19 protein-coding genes are annotated in these 14896 nt (G+C 40.7%); 3 read left to right on the top strand and 16 right to left on the bottom strand.

The window, feature by feature from the left end:
* The 7 genes from CE058_RS07795 to CE058_RS07765 form a co-directional block, all read right to left on the bottom strand.
* On the bottom strand, positions 1-588 hold the full coding sequence (locus CE058_RS07795; protein WP_163141792.1) for a nucleoside recognition domain-containing protein: 588 nt from the start codon (positions 586-588) through the stop codon (positions 1-3).
* Positions 581-1732 (bottom strand): D-alanyl-D-alanine carboxypeptidase family protein, encoded by a 1152-nt coding sequence (locus CE058_RS07790; RefSeq protein WP_048008122.1) that lies wholly within the window; start codon positions 1730-1732, stop codon positions 581-583. The genes CE058_RS07795 and CE058_RS07790 overlap by 8 nt, the downstream gene beginning before the upstream one ends.
* 222 nt (positions 1733-1954) lie before the next feature.
* Positions 1955-2845, bottom strand: a complete 891-nt coding sequence (locus CE058_RS07785) for a superoxide dismutase (protein ID WP_048008121.1) — start codon at positions 2843-2845, stop codon at positions 1955-1957.
* A gap of 142 nt (positions 2846-2987) precedes the next feature.
* The gene (locus CE058_RS07780; RefSeq protein WP_048008120.1) at positions 2988-3476 is read right to left on the bottom strand and encodes a YpuI family protein; all 489 of its coding nucleotides are present in this window, start codon (positions 3474-3476) and stop codon (positions 2988-2990) included.
* 28 nt (positions 3477-3504) lie between these two features.
* Complete coding sequence (locus CE058_RS07775; protein ID WP_048008119.1) at positions 3505-3927, bottom strand: hypothetical protein; 423 nt, start codon at positions 3925-3927, stop codon at positions 3505-3507.
* A gap of 108 nt (positions 3928-4035) precedes the next feature.
* Positions 4036-4623, bottom strand: coding sequence for an SMC-Scp complex subunit ScpB (gene scpB, locus CE058_RS07770; protein WP_163141791.1), 588 nt, complete (start codon positions 4621-4623; stop codon positions 4036-4038).
* Between the two features lies 1 nt (position 4624).
* Positions 4625-5386: a segregation/condensation protein A gene (locus tag CE058_RS07765; RefSeq protein ID WP_048008117.1), complete on the bottom strand. Its 762-nt coding sequence runs from the start codon at positions 5384-5386 to the stop codon at positions 4625-4627.
* A 210-nt stretch (positions 5387-5596) separates the two neighbouring features.
* Between CE058_RS07765 and CE058_RS07760 the strand changes: the two genes are divergently transcribed.
* Together CE058_RS07760 and CE058_RS07755 are read left to right on the top strand one after the other, a co-directional pair.
* A complete protein-coding gene (locus CE058_RS07760; RefSeq protein WP_048008116.1) occupies positions 5597-5695 on the top strand; it encodes a YjcZ family sporulation protein in 99 nt (32 codons plus the stop codon).
* Between the two features lie 191 nt (positions 5696-5886).
* The gene (locus CE058_RS07755; protein ID WP_048008115.1) at positions 5887-6408 is read left to right on the top strand and encodes a DUF309 domain-containing protein; all 522 of its coding nucleotides are present in this window, start codon (positions 5887-5889) and stop codon (positions 6406-6408) included.
* A 98-nt stretch (positions 6409-6506) separates the two neighbouring features.
* On the opposite strand, the gene CE058_RS07750 is transcribed toward CE058_RS07755, so the two are convergent.
* Complete coding sequence (locus CE058_RS07750) at positions 6507-6854, bottom strand: GNAT family N-acetyltransferase (protein WP_035330083.1); 348 nt, start codon at positions 6852-6854, stop codon at positions 6507-6509.
* Between the two features lie 481 nt (positions 6855-7335).
* Between CE058_RS07750 and CE058_RS07745 the strand changes: the two genes are divergently transcribed.
* Positions 7336-8205, top strand: a complete 870-nt coding sequence (locus CE058_RS07745) for a DUF1002 domain-containing protein (protein ID WP_048008114.1) — start codon at positions 7336-7338, stop codon at positions 8203-8205.
* A 28-nt stretch (positions 8206-8233) separates the two neighbouring features.
* Here CE058_RS07745 and lysA read toward each other — a convergent pair whose 3' ends face one another.
* From lysA to spoIIAA, 8 genes are all read right to left on the bottom strand, one after another.
* Positions 8234-9553, bottom strand: a complete 1320-nt coding sequence (lysA, locus tag CE058_RS07740) for a diaminopimelate decarboxylase (protein ID WP_048008113.1) — start codon at positions 9551-9553, stop codon at positions 8234-8236.
* A 172-nt stretch (positions 9554-9725) separates the two neighbouring features.
* Entirely contained in the window at positions 9726-11210 is a 1485-nt protein-coding gene (locus CE058_RS07735) for a spore germination protein (protein WP_163141789.1), read from the bottom strand.
* Complete coding sequence (gene spoVAEA, locus CE058_RS07730) at positions 11185-11772, bottom strand: stage V sporulation protein SpoVABEA (RefSeq protein ID WP_163141787.1); 588 nt, start codon at positions 11770-11772, stop codon at positions 11185-11187. Before spoVAEA ends, CE058_RS07735 begins: the two co-directional genes overlap by 26 nt.
* A 54-nt stretch (positions 11773-11826) precedes the next feature.
* Positions 11827-12249 carry a stage V sporulation protein AB gene (locus CE058_RS07725; RefSeq protein WP_048008183.1) on the bottom strand — a complete coding sequence of 141 codons (423 nt, stop codon included), beginning with the start codon at positions 12247-12249 and terminating at the stop codon, positions 11827-11829.
* Entirely contained in the window at positions 12239-12859 is a 621-nt protein-coding gene (locus tag CE058_RS07720) for a stage V sporulation protein AA (RefSeq protein ID WP_163141785.1), read from the bottom strand. The genes CE058_RS07725 and CE058_RS07720 overlap by 11 nt, the downstream gene beginning before the upstream one ends.
* A 156-nt stretch (positions 12860-13015) precedes the next feature.
* Positions 13016-13774 carry an RNA polymerase sporulation sigma factor SigF gene (gene sigF / locus CE058_RS07715; protein ID WP_048008110.1) on the bottom strand — a complete coding sequence of 253 codons (759 nt, stop codon included), beginning with the start codon at positions 13772-13774 and terminating at the stop codon, positions 13016-13018.
* A 12-nt stretch (positions 13775-13786) separates the two neighbouring features.
* Positions 13787-14227, bottom strand: a complete 441-nt coding sequence (gene spoIIAB, locus CE058_RS07710; protein WP_035330074.1) for an anti-sigma F factor — start codon at positions 14225-14227, stop codon at positions 13787-13789.
* A 3-nt stretch (positions 14228-14230) separates the two neighbouring features.
* Positions 14231-14581 (bottom strand): anti-sigma F factor antagonist, encoded by a 351-nt coding sequence (gene spoIIAA, locus CE058_RS07705; protein ID WP_048008109.1) that lies wholly within the window; start codon positions 14579-14581, stop codon positions 14231-14233.
* Positions 14582-14896 lie beyond the last annotated feature (315 nt).

The following is a 14896-nucleotide window of genomic DNA, read 5'->3' as shown; positions in this document are numbered from 1 at the left end:
TCATCCTTTTCGCGTTCTTCGGTAATAGAAATAACGGTCAATCATTATTGCGGCCAATGAAGAGCAGAATGTAGCCACTAAGGTAGGACCTACGATATCGGTGGGCGAGGCAGAATTATAATTCATCCGTATGGCAATCACGGTTGTAGGAATTAAGGTCAGACTTGAAGTGTTGATGGCCAAAAAGGTTATCATAGAACGGCTTGCTTCATTCTTACCCCCATTCAATCTTTTCAGCTCTTCCATTGCTTTTATGCCAAGAGGGGTAGCTGCGTTTCCGAGACCGAACATATTGGCCATCATGTTCGATAGCATATATCCCATTGCCGGGTGGTCACCGGGCACTTCCGGAAAAAGTTTTTTCACAATTGGCCTGAATAGGGAAGCAAGCTTATTCAGCAGGCCTGCGTCCTCGGCAATTTTCATCATTCCCAGCCAAAAAACAAGAATGCTGATTAGACCGATGCACAACGTGACCGCTTCTTTTGCACCATTGAAAATGGCTTCGTTCACTTCATTTATGGTGCCGTTTATCATAGCAAAAACTAAGCCTATAGCTGTAAGCATCACCCAAATGATATTAACCATTTGTCTTCACTCCTGCAATTGAGGTGAAAAGACCCTTAAAGTAGTCTAATAGAGACTTATCCTCTTTTACCTCATCATGCTTATAATAGATTGGGAGCTTTTTAATTTGCTGGTCTTCAAAATACACAGTTGCCTGACCGACCACGTCAGGTGTTGTCCTGCCGTCATCCCATTCTGATTCAGGCTTCAGCAGCTTTATATCAATTTTAAAGTTGTTTTTCTCTTCTTTGGTAACAGGATAATTGTATGAATGCTTTATATAAACCCTGCCTTTATAAAATTCATCATCAATATCCGATATAATTCCCTCAGGCATGACTTCCACAGAATCAAAGGTTCTAAAAGCTGTTTCATACATATTTATATGGTCATTCCAATCATCCGGCCCGTTTAAGGTGACTGCAATCAAATTAAGACTGCCTTTCGATGCTGTTGTTACAAGAGTTCTCTTTGCCCTTTTTGTATATCCTGTTTTCCCCCCTGTGCAATACTCATATAATTCGGTCAGGAGCCTATTTTTATTTTTCCACACCCTGTCCCAGCTTTCATTCGGGTTTGGTGCACGGTGCACCTTTGTTCCTGCAATCTTTTGGTAGTTCTCATTATTCATTGCATACCTGGTCAGCAGAGCCATATCATAAGCAGTCGAATAATGGTCTTCATGATCATCCAGACCATGAGGGTTTGCAAAATGGGTATTCTTCATGCCGATTTCTTCAGCTTTCTTATTCATTAAAAAGCCAAATCCTTCAAGGCTTCCGCCAACATGTTCTGCGATTGCGACTGCAGAGTCATTGCCTGAACGAAGCATTAGCCCGTAAACCAGATCTTCAAGCTTTATTTTTTCTCCTGCCTTTAGATATATCGATGACCCTTCCGCTCTGACAGCACGATCACTTACTTTAACCATATCGTCCATTTTTCCGGATTCTATGGCCAGAATTGCCGTCATTATTTTTGTAATGCTTGCTATTCTCCTCATTTCATTTGCTTCTTTCTGGTAAAGGATACGGCCAGAATCCTGTTCCATTAATATTGCGCTCCGGGCACTTACTGAAACTGAAGCCTCTGTCTTCTGAGGGAAATTCACCATCATCAACGCGGTGACCAAAGATATGGCCATCAGCCTGCTAAACATTTTCATTGCACAAAACCCCGTCTCCTTTGTGGATGTCAGATTGAGCGAAATACATGATCTCCCCAAAAGGAGGAGTCGCATGTTTTCATTTATTTGTACAAGTTTATGCAGGACAAGTAGTGATATGACTATTATGTTTGACTTGTATTGTGGATTTGGAAACGGCTTGTACATCAAAAAACAGGGGAATACGCTTAGTACTCCCCTCTTGCTTATTTCTGCTCCTATTTAGAAAGGCTTCCATTTTAATTCAGATGCTTTTAAATACCTGTTTTCTACATCCTTCCAGTTGACAACATTCCACCAATTTTTAATATAGTCACCACGGTTATTTTTATATTGCAGATAATAAGCATGTTCCCATACATCCAAAGCCAGCAGAGGGATTGTATCCCACTGGGTTAAAAGCATATGCCTTTCCGATTGAAGTATTTCGAGCCTGCGCGCTCTTGGAGACCACACCAGGATTGCCCAGCCCACTCCTTCTACCTGCTTGGCTGCTTCAGTGAAGTGGCTTTTGAATTTCTCAAAGCTCCCAAAGTATTTGTTCATTTCCTTCAGGAGTGCACCGGAAGGTTTCCCACCGCCTTCAGGACTCATATTATTCCAGAAAATCGTATGCAAATAATGACCGGAACCATGAAAGGCCAGCTCGCGGGACCAGTGTTTTACGAGGCTGTAATCATTATTATTCCTTGCTTTTTGGAGCATTACCTCTGCTTTGTTCAAGCCATCTACATATGATTGATGATGCTTATCATGATGCAGCCTCATAATTTCCCCTGAGATATGCGGTTCAAGTGCGCTGTAATCGTAAGGCAGCGGGGGTAAAATATGCTTTCCCGCAGAAATGTACGTTTCATTCATATAGATATTTCCAAGCTGCTGTCTATTGGAAAAGTAATTCTCCATATCAGAATGAAGAGAGTCCACTTGTTTCTGCAGCTTTTCCAAAGCTTCTATATCCAGCGGGCCGTTTATTCCATCCATAATTTCGGTAAAATGATCCAGCCTCTGCCACAATTCATTGTTTTGTTCAACATCCTCCGAGTCTAAAAAATCTCTTAGCTCTTTGTTCCATTTCGTAACGTCCTTAATGTAATCTTCCATTTTACTCATACAATCCCTCACTCGCTTCCATAAATAGCTCACTTTCTATTTGTATGAGTGAAAGTTTGTACGTTTTCCAATGAAAATGGAAATCTCCCTATAACGTGCCAGAAAAAAAAGAACAGCTGCCCGCTGTTCTCCACTTCCAATGCTATTTTGATTGAATCATTTTTGTCCGGTAATCTGTTTCGTAATATTCAAGTTCCTCACGAACCCTTTGAAACTCTCCTTCCAGCTGCCTGAACATTGATTTGAGGCTGTCCGGAACTTCATCATGAAACTGGATTGAGTTTTTTCCTGTATATGCTGAACGGCTATTCTCAAACCATGCATCATTTTTCGGAGAAAAAAACTCTTCAATGCATTGATGGTAAATCCGGTATAACGTCTTTTCGGCAGCCCCTTTTTGGAAAGGGTCACTTTTTAATATGATCGTGCTGGCATCAAGTCCTTCTTCACAATATACAAGCAGTTTTCTAACATGTGAGAGGATACTTTTATAATAATTCGCATTCCCTTGTTGTTCTGCTTCAAGATCTTTTATTGTTGTATTATTTAAGAAATCTTCAAATGCGGCAACGCTATTACCGAGGAAATTTTTCACATCTTCCATCTGTGATTTAACAATTGAATTCCCCATCCATTACACCCCCATAATTATAAACTGGCTATTGTTGCGGTTGAACAATGAAATCTAAAGGTGATCGCAGGTCATAGGATTTTTTACTCTCCAGCGCTTCAAAAATGGAGGGAAGCTTGGAAAATTCCAGATCCTGAAAATAGGATGCAAAATCAGCCTTTGAATTAAGATAAATTCGTTTGCGATGTCTAAAACCCGGGTTCTTCAATAAACATGAAAGAGCAACAATATCCTTGAACCGAACTTCTCTAGAACCAGCCTTAAAGACTGGATCCTGGTCATATGGTGTGAACTCATTCATGGATTCATCAAAGAAACGGACGTATAAAACATGAAAAGTCTTCTCCTGTCCATCTTCTTCGAACACAATCTCACTTCTGTTAAAAAAATCTTCCGAGGTGTTTGGCTTTTCTTTTTCAAGCTCATATCCCCTGCAATGTTTAATCAGCAAGCAAAACCCTCCTATTTTCCGATGGTTTACAAGATTAATATGTATTAAAAGGAAAGGGAAAAATTTAAATCTATTTTACCACACTTCCTATGTAATGTGTCAGAAAACTCAAGAATCGAGCTCCTGGAACTTTTCAAAGAATAAATCAGCCTCTTCCTGTAATGAATCCTCTTCTTCACTGATCTTATCCGGGAGAGGCGGAAGCTCTTCTATGCTTTTAAGGCCAAAATAATCAAGGAACTCTTTAGTCGTTCCATACAAATAGGCACGCCCTGTTCCATCTGCCCGTCCAACTTCTTTAATCAGGGCTTTAGCAGACAATGTATGAAGAGGTCTCTCTGTCTTGACTCCTCTAATTTCCTCAATTTCTGTCCTTGTAATAGGCTGTCTGTAAGCAATAATTGCGAGCGTCTCGAGTGCCGCCTGAGAAAGGGAAGCGGCAGAAGGAGACTCTACCAGCTTCTTCAGGTATGGGGAAAACTCTTTTTTCGTAACCAGCTGAAAAGTCCCCGCCAATTCAACAGCCATTATTCCGCGGCTGCCAGTATTGTAGTCTTCCATAAGACTGTCCATTATTTCACGGACCTGATTCTCTTCCACCTCCAGCACATGGGCAATTTGCTTAAGAGACAAGCCTTCATCACCAGCTGCAAACAGGAGGCTTTCGGCTATCCCCTTCCAATTAACGATCTCCACACTATTTTCCTCCTTCCATGGAAGCTACAAAAATATCAGAGAAATTTTTGTCCTGCTCGACCTGAATTTCTTTTCGCTTGATTAACTCCAGTACCGCCAGGAAAGTTACTACTATATGCTCTCTGTCCGATACCGGAAAAAGATCGGTGAATTTTTTCCTGCCTTTTACACTTCTTAACTGTTCCACAATTTCAGACATCCGCTTCTCAATGGGAATCTCCTGGCGGGCAACTTTTGCAGAAAGCGGCCTTTGCAGTTTTTTCCTTCTTAATAACTTTTGCAAAGCGCCAAGCATATCATAAAGACTTACATTCAAATCAGCTTTTTCCTGCTGTGTTTCATTCACATATTCCGAAAGGTCTGCAGGCGGCTTTGTATACATTAAACTTCTATCCTGTTCCCGCTCCTTAAGCTCCTCTGCAGCTTCCTTATATTTACGGTATTCAATCAGCCGTTCTACAAGTTCATCTCTGGGGTCTTCTTCCATTTCCATTCCAAATTCATCCTCGAGCTCTTCCTCATCATGCTTTGGCAGCAGCATTTTGCTTTTTATTGCCAGAAGCGTTGCGGCCATTACAAGATATTCGCTTGCTACGTCAAGCTGAAGCTCCTTCATTGTATGTATATAAATGAGGTACTGCTCGGTAATTTCTGATACAGGGATGTCATAGATATCAATTTCCAGCCTGTTAATAAGATGAAGAAGAAGATCCAGAGGCCCCTCGAAAGCATCTATTTTGACGTTATAATGATCATATTGCATAAAATACCCACCAAATTTTCCTAATATAAATTCCCTTAAATGCCAAAAGGCTATATCTAGTATAGATTATTCATGGATGTTATCCAATAGAAAAATAAACCTGATGTCAGCAATGCCCCTGCTTCATTCGTGATTTTTTTGAACCGCCCAATCAATAAGGCAATTGCCTACATACGATGTAGGGAAATAAAGATACAGGAGGTATTTTATATGTCTAATACTGGATTTGGAGATTGCGGAACCGGGTTTGCTTTAATTGTCGTTCTGTTCATCTTATTAATTATTGTCGGAGCTTCCTGCTTCTTCTAAGCCTCCTTGTTTATTAAGCAGATTCTGCACATATGCCAATAGACAAGGCTGTCCTGTTAGCAACCCAAAATCACCAATATATATGTTCAGATTTATCAGCTGTTAAAGCCCGGTTAAGCGCCGGGTTTTTATTTTTCTGTTAATCGATTGAGCTGTGGTAAAATGAAGTAAGAATTTCAAGGAGTGAAAGTATGTATCCTGATAAATATATTGAGTTCCTGGTCCATTTTCATGGTGACCGAGATTATTTTGAATGTCACGAGTTACTGGAGGAATATTGGAAGAGTACGGACCCAAACAATAAAAAGTCTGCATGGGTCGGATTAATTCTTATGGCAGTTTCTTTTTATCATCATCGCAGAGAGAATTTAAATGGTGCTGAACGAACCCTCCGCAAAGGAATCGTCATTTTGGAGAGCAGAGCTGAAGAAATACAGGCACTGGGTCTGGATACAGGTCAATTGATAAAGGATCTTAAGAACAGGCTTCTACTGATTCAAAAAGGCGGAGATTACTCCAGTGTTAACTTGCCAATTATAGATCCCTTACTTAAGGAAGAATGTATGAAGTTCTGTGCATCCAAGGGATTTCCCTGGTGCTTTGACAGCAATTTACCAGATAAAGATATTGTACACCGCCATAAAAGAAGAGATAGAACCATGGTTATTAAAGAAAGACTTGATGCCCTGAACCGGAAAAAAAGGCAGGAATAATTTATTCGCTGCCTTTTCCATGTAGCAAAGCATATTGCTGAACCCCGATAGCGGTTAAGCTGACCGGGTGCGGGTTTGTGCAGGCACACCCGCTTTTGTTAATTAACATCACATTTGCTTAGAAAAGATTCGGTTTCATCGGTTGCAGTTAAAGTTTTCCCAGGATATAGTTCATCCAATGCTTTTATCATTGTTTTGCCAATGCCTTGATGCCGGTGTGACGGGTTAACAGAGATATGCTGAATCTCCATTGTCTGATCACTTGAAGTAACGCCGACCAGTCCAATGATATCTTCGCCTTCCTTCCACAAAAACAGCTGCCGATTTTCTTCTGATTCATATTGCTTCATCGTCTGCTGCAGCCTTTTCAAGTCTTTTTCATTAGGCATGAAAGATAAAAGACCCATTGCAATTTTTTCAAATGACTTTTTATATCGAATTAGCATATTAATCCCTCATTATTTGAATAAAAACATCATAAACTATTTTTCCCATATTTTAATGTTTGTAAACTTTTTCATAACAGTATATGTATTCATGCTGAATGTTGCTATTTTCGAATAAAACCGGCTAATTCATTACCTTGACGCCTTCGGCAAAGCCTATACTATAAAGAACCAGTAAACAAGTCCCCATCCGATGCTTAACACAAGCAATATTATAAAAAGAAGCCAATTGCTTTTTTTCATATTTCCTTACTGCCCCCATTTATATATAAATCCTATGACTTACAAACTATCATTCATTTTACACTATTCTTTCTCATAATTCCATTCTGCTTGCTGAAATAGGCATTTTGAGCTAAGGTTTCTGTTAGAGGAGAGTTGAAACTTTTTCGCAGAAGGAATCGTCTATTTACAGGAAGCCATTAAGCGAGCCGAAGAACTGGCATATGGCTTCGCTATTTTTACTCCGGGAGGTAACCGCATGAAATGGAATAAAATGCTATTACTATTCATAATGTCGCTATTATTTATTTTGCCGATACAGGCATTTGCAGATATGGCGGAAGGTGATGTAATTGTCACTTTAGGTGAGAATCTATCAGAAGAACAAAAAAATATGCTTCTGGCTGAAATGAAAGCTCCGAAAGATGCTGCCATTATTACTGTTTCAAATGAGGAAGAACATCAATATCTTGGAAATTATATCTCTAAAGCTCTTATAGGAACAAGAGCGATATCTTCTTCGGCAGTCACAGTAGCAAAACAAGGCTCCGGCCTTGAAGTCGAGACTAAGAATATTAACTGGGTCACAGATGAAATGTACATTAATGCTTTGATTACTGCAGGTGTAAAAGATGCAAAAATTTATATTACAGCACCTGCAAATGTTTCTGGAACAGCTGCTTTAACAGGCATTATTAAGGCATATGAAATTTCAGCTGAAAAAACAATTCCTGAGGATGTAAAACAGGCGGCAAATGAGGAAATGGTTGAAACAGCCAAGCTTGGCGATTCGGTTGGAAACGAGAATGCAGCTGCTTTAATTACCAAAATCAAAGAGGAAATTGCCAAAAATTCACCTGAAACCGATGCAGAACTCAGAACAATTATCGAAAATGCAGCAAAGGACCTTGGCATCACTCTGACCGAACAGGAGATTCTAAGCTTAATAGATTTATTTAACAAGCTGAAAGAGCTTGATATTGATTGGAATCAGGTCGGTGAACAGCTTAACCAGGCAAAAGACAAAATTTCCAAATACCTTGAAAGTGAAGAAGGCCAGGGATTTTTAGAAAACCTGAAACGTTTTTTCACTAGTGCAATAGATGCGATTAAAGCCTTCTTTTCTTAAAAAAAATTAAGCTGCCTTAGGGGGCAGCTTAATTTTTTATTTTTTCATTAATGGGCAGATCCAATCGTAATAGATCCTCGTAGGTTTCCCTTTTAACAACCAGCTTAGCCTCTCCATTTTCAATAAAAACTACAGGAGGCCTTGGGATTCGATTATAATTGTTCGCCATAGAATAACCGTATGCGCCTGTACAGAAAACAGCCAGGAGGTCTTGATCCCCTGCTTTTGGAAGAGGCAAATCCCAAATAAGCATATCGCCTGATTCACAGCATTTTCCGGCAATTGATACTGTTTCTTCCGGCTTATCCAACACCCGGTTTGCCAATACCGCTTCATACTTAGCCTGATAAAGGGCCGGCCTGATATTATCACTCATGCCGCCATCCACAGCGAGATAATTTCTTACATTTGGAACCTCTTTGCGTGACCCAGTCTGGTATAAAGTTGTTCCGGCATCTCCCACTAGGGAACGCCCCGGCTCAATCCAAATTTCCGGCATCTTCATGGAAAAATGCTTAGCCTGTTTTTTTACTTCCAGGATAATTTCTTCAACATATTTAGATGCATGAATCGGATCATCTTCTTCTGTATAGCGGATTCCAAAACCTCCGCCTAAGTTAAGCACTTTAGGTTCATATGCATGTTTTTCTTTCCATTCTGCCATCTTCTCAAAAATTTTCTTGGCAGCCAAAATGAAGCCTGTTGTATCGAAAATCTGAGAGCCGATATGACAGTGCAGTCCAAGTGTTTCAATCCAGTTTGAATTTAGAGCTATTAGCAGAGCCTTTTCAGCCTGGCCATTCTGCAGGTCAAATCCAAACTTTGAATCTTCCTGGCCGGTTAAGATATAGTCATGGGTATGTGCCTCGATTCCTGGCGTAACCCTCAGTAGAATTTTAGTTTTAACTGCAAGAGATTCACAGATTTCCTCTAATAATTCCAGCTCATAAAAATTATCGACAACAATACAGCCGACATGATTCTTTAGAGCCATCTCAAGTTCTTCTCTGCTCTTATTGTTCCCGTGAAAATGGATTCTTTCAGATGGAAAATCTGCAGCAAGAGCAGTGTATAACTCTCCGCCTGATACCACATCCAATGATAGTCCTTCTTCATCTACAAGCTGAACCATTGCCACTGTTGAGAAAGCTTTGCTCGCATATGCAACTTGTGCTTCTATTCCAAGCTTTTCGAAAGTTTCCTTAAATCCTCTGGCTCTTTCTCTTATTAATGCTACATCATATACGTATAAAGGTGTTCCAAATTGACTGGCGAGTTCGACAGTATCCATACCGCCAATTTCAAGATGCCCTTTGTCGTTTGCCTTCATAGTGCCGTGAAAAAACATGGTTCCCCCTCTTCCTTTTCCTCAGGTGTCTTGCCCCCGAGACCCAACAATTTATGAAAGAAATAGACAGCACCCCAAGAGACTGTCTATTCTGTTTCCTTTAATCCTTTATTTAATTAAAAAAACTTTACCATATTTCGTGTATCTTAGCAATCGGCATTACGCGTATTTCTTATTTTACAGGCTGCTTATAACGATTTCTAGTCTGGACAATGCTTGGCCGTATTTTAGAGCCAGGCATCGAACGGCGAATCAGGATTTGGGATAAAGCAACCGGACTGAACGGAATAAACGGCCATAGATATGGTGTATTCAATGATTTGATGCTTGCGAGCAGAAGAATGATTAATGTAAGTCCCACGACCAGGCCTGGTGTATGGAAAATCGCAACTGCCACAAGCAAACTCAATCGTAAAATTTTATTGGCAATGCTCAGTTCATAGCTTGGAGTCGTATATGTTCCAATGGCAGCAAGTGAGACATATAAAATGACTTCAGGAACAAAAAGGCCGACATCTATGGCAATTTGGCCTATAAGTACAGCGGCAATTAAGCCCATTGCAGTTGAAAGCGGTGTCGGTGTATGGATGGCCGCAATTCTTAGAAATTCAATACCGACATCTGCAAGAAACAGCTGGGCTATAACAGGAACATTCGTTTCTTCATTTGGCCCGATAAACGCGATTCTTTCAGGCAGGAGTGAAGGCTCCAATACAAATAAAAACCATAGCGGCAATAGAACGATTGAAGCCAAAAGACCTAAAAATCGAATCCAGCGGAGAAATGTGCCGACTGCTGGCGATTGTCTGTATTCTTCTGCATGCTGCAAATGATGAAAATATGTTGTAGGTGTAATAATGACACTTGGTGAAGTATCAACAAATATAATGACATGCCCTTCAAGCAAATGGGCTGCCGCCACATCTGCTCTTTCCGTATACCGAACAAGCGGGAAGGGATTGTATCCCTGCTTTAAAAGAAATTCCTCGACTGTTTTATCAGCCATTGTAATGCCATCGATTTCAATCGCTTTAATTTCTTTTCTAATTAAATCAACTAAATCCTTATTAGCCACATCTTTAATGAACCCAATGGCGACATCTGTCTTTGATCTTTCACCAACACGCATGATTTCAAAACGAAGCCGTTCATCTCTAATCCTCCTGCGAGTCAGGGCTGTGTTTACTATTATATTCTCTACAAAGCCATCCCTTGAGCCGCGGACAACTTTTTCAGTATCCGGTTCCTGCGGGGTTCTTCCTGGATAGCTTCTGACATCGATGACAAGCCCTTCGCCCTCACCCTCGCCCACAACGACAATCAGTCCTGATAGCACCTGATCAACCAGTTCATCCATTGTTTTAATATGCTCAATGGATTGATGCCTCAGCCTGTTCTCGATGATTTTAAAAAGGTTAGAGGAAAGTTTTTCACTGTCATTGATCCCCACCAGACCCTCAATGATGGCAATGATATAACTCGTATCCGTTAGTCCATTAATATAATAGAAATGAACATCCTTCCTTAAGATCGTTAGCTTTCTGACACCCAGATCGAAGCTTTCTCCCAGGCCAACTCTATTTTTCATATATTTTTCAATTTCATGGACGGACTCAAATATAGGTGTCTTATCATCCTTCGTCTTGTTTCGTGCCATAATAGCCGCTCCTTTCCAATATAAGCTCTACTGCCTTTTTAGTAATTGGCGAACCTAATTCATAATGATCTTTTTTAGACATCTTTCCGATATCGCCAATTCCAACGATTATCGGCACATCAAGCTGATCAAGACAATAAACGGTATCACCATTAATTCTGCCAATTTCCATCTCAGGTACTCCGAACTTATCAACTCCGTATGGAGTCAGTTCCCCGTTGTTATCAATACATACATCTACTTTTGTCCACTCGGCCTGTCTTGTTTTTGAGGCAACTGCTATGACTCCCAGAACATCGATATCTTTATGGCACGCAACATATTTCAGCGCATTCTCTCCGGCTCCTTCCCCGATAAACCCGCTGTCATCAAACATAACCAATACAGGGTCATGGGAGACTTTTTTTATCAGCTTGACGATTTGCTGACCGTTTAAGACAGAAGGGTTTCCATGCGACAAAGATAGGCATCTTCCTCCGATTTCCTTCGCAACATGCTCCACTGTCTTTCTTGCAAAATCGTCGCCATCAGTTATAAGAATGACGTGCCTCCGTTCATCCATAGCAGTTTTTCCTTTCCGAATCCTCATTTTTCTTAAATATGCCCAGCCGATTGCTTATTTATTTACAAAATAAATCCATTGAAACAGTGATCCGAACACCTTTCCAAATACAAATGCCATCAATAAAATGACAATCTTTCCATCTACTCCGATTCTTTTCGCAAGGATTGGAAAAACATTCAGCACTTCAGTTAAAGCAGCTGCCAGCATGCCAATAAATATGCCCGAAGCAAGCCCAATGGGTATTAGTAACAGGGCTGTCAGGTGGAAAACCGGATTCCATAAAGTTGCCAGTGCACCAGCCAAAGCCCCCATTATAACTGCAGCTTCATAATAATGGATCATCTTCATCGTTTTGCTCAACTGGGTAAGCCTTGGGATAATGCCCAAAACTGCCAGGAAAGCAACAAAACCTGAACCAACAGCGAGCCCGCCTGCAAATCCTATGATCATTACCAGGACAACATTAATGGTCATCAAGATACTTCATACTCTCCTTGTTTTCTTTCAACGCAACATAGTTATCAAGATCAAGCTGATAATTGAACATTTCTACTTCCAATGGGCTTGGCTCCTCGTTCAGCCGCTTCTTAAAAACATGGTTAAAGAAAATGATCATGCCAAGCCCCAGGCCAATCGAATAGGGGATTTGAAAAATGAGAGGCCTGCTGTCCACTTCCCCGGTTATGAGAGTGTAAATTCTAAGCTGTACAGCCTGCATGCTCACGTCTTCATGAAAATTCATAATGGCGAGGGCAGCACCTACGAACAGAAGCAGCCAAACCAGCAGAAATAGAGGAAATGATACTTTACGCTTCTTTGTAACAACCTCAACTATCGCTTGAGCAGGCCCGATCGACTGGACTTCAATGTTTGAAAATAACTGGGTTATGGTCCTAATTACCTTCATAACATCAATTACCACAATATTCCGGTCCTGCTCGCTTACTTGATAAAGCGGAAGTGCACAAAGCTTTTCGTAAATGCCGTCATCGGCAATGACCTGTGCAATATCTTTTAGCAGTATTCTCTGATTGGGCCGTATTTGCAGCCGATGCCGCAAGCGAATATAAACTGTTTTTTCCAATATGCTCACTTCCCACAAAGTGATATCCTCTTCGAAATTGATTCGCCTATTTGGAGCTTTTCGCTTTTGTGTCTATATTTAGTATGAGTTACATATATTAGCTTCATGAACTCCAATAATTGGCTGTTGGATAAAAAAATGAAAGACCGGATGGATTTAAATATCCATCCGGTCTTTCATTTGCTGTAGTATCTTTTTTTCCAGACGCGACACCTGCACCTGGGAAATGCCAAGCCTTGCCGCCACTTCAGATTGAGTCTGATCTTTATAGTAGCGCAAGTAAACAATCAGTCTTTCCCGCTCATCCAATTCACGGATCGCTTCTTTTAATGCTATTTTATCAAACCATTTTCCTTCATTTCCATCATCAATCTGATCGAGCAGTGTAATGGGATCTCCGTCGTTTTCATATACTGTTTCATGTATAGAAGAAGGGATCCTGCTTGCTTCCTGGGCAAGGATAATATCTTCAGGAGAAATTCCCAGGAACTCGGAAAGTTCTGTAACGGTTGGGATGCGTCCGAGCGTTTTTGATAACTCGTCTTTGGCTTTCCTGATTTTATTGCCCATTTCCTTTAAAGAACGGCTTACTTTTACCGTTCCATCATCCCGTATAAACCTTTGGATTTCTCCGATAATCATTGGAACCGCGTAGGTCGAAAACTTTACATCATAACTGAGATCAAACTTATCAACCGATTTCAATAAGCCGATACAGCCAATCTGGAAGAGGTCATCAGGTTCATATCCTCTATTCAAGAATCTCTGAACGACAGACCAGACAAGACGCATATTTTTTTGAACAATTCTGTCCCTTGCACCCTGATCTCCGCTTTGGCTTTGCTTTATTAGCTCCTTGACTTCATTGTCCTTTAAATAGGTTTGGCCCTTCTCTGCTTTAACCTCCACATCCATAGCAAGACTCCCTTAATTGCATAGCATTTTACTATTTGATAAATGCTTCCTTAATCGGATCTCTGTGCCTATTCCCGGCTGCGATTTGATTTCAATTTCGTCCATGAAATTTTCCATGATGGTAAAGCCCATGCCTGATCTTTCCAATTCAGGTTTTGTTGTAAATAACGGCTGCCGCGCTTCTTCCACATCCATAATCCCAAGGCCTTTATCCTTAATGGTCAGATCAATAAATCCATCTTCAATCAGGACAGAAATATAGACAACCCCATTAGGATCATTTTCATAGCCATGAATAATGGAGTTGGTTACAGCTTCAGAAACGACCGTTTTAATTTCTGTAAGTTCGTCCATTGTCGGATCAAGCTGGGCAATAAAGGCAGCAACAGTGACACGGGCGAATGATTCATTTTGGCTAAGCGCACTGAATTCGAGATTCATCACATTTTTCATCGTTCAGGCAACCCCCAATCTTTGCAGTGCGTTTTCTTCTGTCGGTTCTAAACGGATTATCTTAAATAAACCCGACATATCAAATAGTCTCTGCACTGCTGGAGAAATCGCACAAACAACCATTTCACCATGCTTCTGTTTGATTTGTTTGTAGCGGCCCAAAATCACTCCAAGCCCTGAACTATCCATAAAAGAAAGATGCTCAAGGTTTAATATAATATGATGGATGTCATGATCTTCAATCGCCTTTGTCGCCTGTTCACGCAGTTCATCTGCCGAATGATGGTCCAGTTCCCCGCTTAAACGAATACATAAGACATCATGCTTTACTTCCAAATTAATGTTAAGACTCACTATCTTAGCCTCCTTATCTGGTACCCGCACTGAAAAAGCCGCTAATTCTCATGCTTTTCCTCCGGATAGGATAATCCGAAATCTTATAAACTTCCGGTATCCGCCCTTATAGTGAGTCAATTTCGATGCCTGGAGCTTCATTTCCTTCCTGGAGACAAAACTAGTGTATTTTCGCTAAAAATAATAATCATAGAGGTCACTTTTCGACAAGACCCTTTTCGTTAAATTATGTTATTCGCCTATCCGTGTTGTCCGTTGATTTCCGCTCAAGGCTGTTCAGCGAACCGCGGGGCGGGCGGTGAGCCTCCTCCAACG

Origin of the sequence: Bacillus sp. 22-7, assembly GCF_010628845.1 — a bacterium.
Taxonomy (GTDB): domain Bacteria; phylum Bacillota; class Bacilli; order Bacillales; family Cytobacillaceae; genus Cytobacillus; species Cytobacillus firmus_B.
The sequence above is the reverse complement of the archived record's forward strand: the minus strand, read 5'-3'. Positions and strand labels throughout refer to the sequence as shown.

Excerpts from the sequence above, each read along its gene's own strand:
- CE058_RS07795 (WP_163141792.1), bottom strand. The coding sequence starts at position 588 with ATGGTTAATATCATTTGGGTGATGCTTACAGCTATAGGCTTAGTTTTT.
- CE058_RS07790 (WP_048008122.1), bottom strand. The coding sequence starts at position 1,732 with ATGAAAATGTTTAGCAGGCTGATGGCCATATCTTTGGTCACCGCGTTG.
- CE058_RS07785 (WP_048008121.1), bottom strand. The coding sequence starts at position 2,845 with ATGAGTAAAATGGAAGATTACATTAAGGACGTTACGAAATGGAACAAA.
- CE058_RS07780 (WP_048008120.1), bottom strand. The coding sequence starts at position 3,476 with ATGGGGAATTCAATTGTTAAATCACAGATGGAAGATGTGAAAAATTTC.
- CE058_RS07765 (WP_048008117.1), bottom strand. The coding sequence starts at position 5,386 with ATGCAATATGATCATTATAACGTCAAAATAGATGCTTTCGAGGGGCCT.
- CE058_RS07760 (WP_048008116.1), top strand. The coding sequence starts at position 5,597 with ATGTCTAATACTGGATTTGGAGATTGCGGAACCGGGTTTGCTTTAATT.
- CE058_RS07755 (WP_048008115.1), top strand. The coding sequence starts at position 5,887 with ATGTATCCTGATAAATATATTGAGTTCCTGGTCCATTTTCATGGTGAC.
- CE058_RS07750 (WP_035330083.1), bottom strand. The coding sequence starts at position 6,854 with ATGCTAATTCGATATAAAAAGTCATTTGAAAAAATTGCAATGGGTCTT.
- CE058_RS07745 (WP_048008114.1), top strand. The coding sequence starts at position 7,336 with ATGAAATGGAATAAAATGCTATTACTATTCATAATGTCGCTATTATTT.
- lysA (WP_048008113.1), bottom strand. The coding sequence starts at position 9,553 with ATGTTTTTTCACGGCACTATGAAGGCAAACGACAAAGGGCATCTTGAA.
- CE058_RS07735 (WP_163141789.1), bottom strand. The coding sequence starts at position 11,210 with ATGGCACGAAACAAGACGAAGGATGATAAGACACCTATATTTGAGTCC.
- spoVAEA (WP_163141787.1), bottom strand. The coding sequence starts at position 11,772 with ATGGATGAACGGAGGCACGTCATTCTTATAACTGATGGCGACGATTTT.
- CE058_RS07725 (WP_048008183.1), bottom strand. The coding sequence starts at position 12,249 with ATGACCATTAATGTTGTCCTGGTAATGATCATAGGATTTGCAGGCGGG.
- sigF (WP_048008110.1), bottom strand. The coding sequence starts at position 13,774 with ATGGATGTGGAGGTTAAAGCAGAGAAGGGCCAAACCTATTTAAAGGAC.
- spoIIAB (WP_035330074.1), bottom strand. The coding sequence starts at position 14,227 with ATGAAAAATGTGATGAATCTCGAATTCAGTGCGCTTAGCCAAAATGAA.